General features: G+C 43.2%; 4 protein-coding genes. All 4 read right to left on the reverse strand.

Going from position 1 to position 2740, the window contains the following annotated elements:
* Positions 1-1715 (reverse strand): phage tail tape measure protein (locus AC0QT1_RS08405; RefSeq protein ID WP_473202108.1); only part of this gene is annotated, 1715 nt, incomplete at its 3' end.
* Complete coding sequence (locus AC0QT1_RS08410) at positions 1712-1783, reverse strand: GpE family phage tail protein (protein WP_081485993.1); 72 nt, start codon at positions 1781-1783, stop codon at positions 1712-1714. The genes AC0QT1_RS08410 and AC0QT1_RS08405, both read right to left, overlap by 4 nt.
* Positions 1784-1821: 38 nt before the next feature.
* A complete protein-coding gene (locus tag AC0QT1_RS08415) occupies positions 1822-2109 on the reverse strand; it encodes a phage tail assembly protein (RefSeq protein WP_473202109.1) in 288 nt (95 codons plus the stop codon).
* 2 nt (positions 2110-2111) lie between these two features.
* Complete coding sequence (locus AC0QT1_RS08420) at positions 2112-2618, reverse strand: phage major tail tube protein (RefSeq protein WP_473202110.1); 507 nt, start codon at positions 2616-2618, stop codon at positions 2112-2114.
* Positions 2619-2740 lie beyond the last annotated feature (122 nt).

Below are 2740 nucleotides of genomic sequence, written 5' to 3' on the forward strand. Positions count from 1 at the left end.
GTATTCCAGTTTTTGTAGAGGAGATATCCAGCTGCGACAAGCGCTGCAATGCCCCCGATTATCCAGCCTACGGGAGTGGTCATGATTGCGACACCAAGCGATATAAAAGCAGAGCCAACGGCAGTTATTGCTGAAAGCAGAGAGCCTATAAGAGTTGCAGCAAGCGAAAGAAGAGCTGAACTAGCCGAGACTAAGGCTGAAAAGAGTGTTCTTGCAAGAGTTACAGCAAGCCTCATAAATGCTGAACAAACTGATTTTGTTGCTGAAAGTAGTGATTGACCGAGGGTTCTGGCAAGCCCTATAAAAGCTTTGTCAGCCGCGATTATTTTTGAAAATAGGGCTTTTCCAAGAGTTGCAATAAGTCCCATAAGAGTTGCAATAAGTCCCATAAAGGCTGAACAAACTGAACCTATTGCTGAAAACAGCGGTCCTGTAAAAGCAACAGCCAGTCTGATAACAACAGCGCCAACGACAGTTAAGGATGCAGCCAACCATCCATTGATTTTGTCCCAGTTTTTGTAGAGGAGATATCCGGCTCCGACAAGCAATGCAATACCACCAATGAGCCAACCAATAGGTGTTGTCAAGATTGTATAGCCAAGCGTGACAAACGCTGCTCCCGCGGCAGCTAATGCGGCAATGAGTGGACCAAAAATAAAGGAACCAAGTGCTATAAGTCCTATTTTTAACAGGGTTATTTCACCAACAAGTGGTTCCATCCAGTAAAACCAGCTTTTAATTCTCTTTGTGAGATCGCTGATGCCTTTTCTCAAATCAGAGGTAGGATTAAGCAAATCATTAAAGACTTTTTTTAAGGTTTTTGCCCACCCAGCAACGGTTGTTTGTATGAGATCACGGTTTTCATCAATCAGTTTTTCAAAAGCATCAACCATATCATTGATTACAGGCATAAAGCGGGCGCCAATAAAGCTAGCGATACCCCCTATTTTTTTCTTAAAAGCACCAAGCTTATCACTCAAATCTGCGGCATAGCGTGCGACATCAGCACCGATGAGCCATTTTCCTTTCCGCGCCTTTGCAAACAGCTCTTTGATGGGAGCCATCCCTTGCGCAAGCATGGCTGCCATTTCTTTGCCATCACCACCAAACAGCAGAGCAGCAATATGCTGTCTTTGCGCTTGGTTTTTCATCTTACTCATTTTGTCGGTAATTTCTTCTAACAAAGTGGAGTTTGATTTGAGTTTTCCAGAGGCATCTTTGACAGAAATACCAAGTGCCTCAAACCCCATAATGCCTCTTTTTTGTCCGGCATATGCTTGTGCCGAACGCCTATTTAAAGTTGCTAAGGATTGTTGAAAAAGTTCAGCAGAGTATCCTGAGTTGTCTGCTGCATCACCCCATAATTGCAGTGCTGTAACACTCATTCCCAAATGCCGAGATGCGTGATGAAGACTATCCCCAAGATGCATGGTTTTCATGGTGAGGGCGGTGACACTTGCTATAAGACCTCCACCGGCAAGCCCTAAAGCACCGGTAAAGAGCGAAGCACGGCTTGCCGCCGTGCCAAGGGCACTTTGAACACCTTGCAAACGTGATGTCATATTTTTGACTGCAGCAGAAAAGCGAGGGATACTCAATCTATGGGAGAGTGTTTTTGACAATGTATCAAATTTTTTTTGAAGATGTTTAAGAGGCTCGGTGAGTTTGTCTTCAAGAGACAATTTTACCTTTGCATCAGCAACTTTTTCACTCATTTTGTTTTATACCTTTCTGCTGCTTGTTTTCGCCAGAAGATTAATTCTTGCGGTTCCATTTCCATCATGTCTGAAAGGGACCAATGAAAAACAATAGCAATATCTGCTATGAGTTTAGCGGCGGTTTCCCAGTCGAGGTGTCCCGCCGCTTGATAAAAGACTCTAAAATTTCTCCAATGCTCGACAAGTCACTCATATCGAGTTCTCCAACAGCTTCATGGGGCCATCCAGAAAGGCGGGCAACCATAGCAATTGTTTGTTCAACACCTTCCTTTTTGTCGATGGCTTGGACATCTTTTGTTTTGGGGCGCCGTAAGGTGATTGTGGTATGCTCTTTTCCTTCAAAGGTAACAGGGATAAGCAATTGATGCGTCATGCTTGTTTGTACGGTCATTTTTATATTCCTAAAAAGTTTTTATGTTCTGCTAATTGGTTAACACCATTGAATTTTCTGATTAAGTTGAGGACATCTATCTCAACAATTTCAATATCTTTCTGAACATATTTGAAATACTGCAATGTAAATGTAGCAGTGGATGTTGCTTTGCTTCCCGGTTGCCATTCTGCCATTTCAAAGCCTTTGCAAAGCCCCCTCATGGTGATGACAACACCTTCTGCTGGTGTGCCTTGTGCTTGCATTGAACTTCGCAATGAAATGTTCACATCAGAGCGCCCTAATAGTGCCATCAGTTCTGGAGAACAATCAGAAATGGTCATAGTGAGGATGAGTGTTTCAAGCCCAAGATCAACCTCAATGGAGCTATCCATGCCGCCACCGCGATAGCTTTCAACAACCAAACTTAAATTTGGCAGTGTCACGCTTTCGCATTTTGCCTGATAGGGAATGCCATCAACAAAAATATTAAAATATTTTAGAACTCTTGGTAAAACAGGTACAGTCATTAAAAGATCTCCTCTAGGTAATCATTGATGATGCGTGAACGGAACGTGATGTGTTCTGCTGGTGTTGTTGGTGTAAATTCAACATTGAAATAGACTCTGCCGCTCTCAATGGCGCTTGCTGT

It is taken from the genome of Bartonella sp. P12B (assembly GCF_055796185.1).

Bases quoted from the DNA above. Each gene is read 5' to 3' on its own strand.
- AC0QT1_RS08415 (WP_473202109.1), bottom strand. From the start codon at position 2,109: ATGACCGTACAAACAAGCATGACGCATCAATTGCTTATCCCTGTTACC.
- AC0QT1_RS08420 (WP_473202110.1), bottom strand. From the start codon at position 2,618: ATGACTGTACCTGTTTTACCAAGAGTTCTAAAATATTTTAATATTTTT.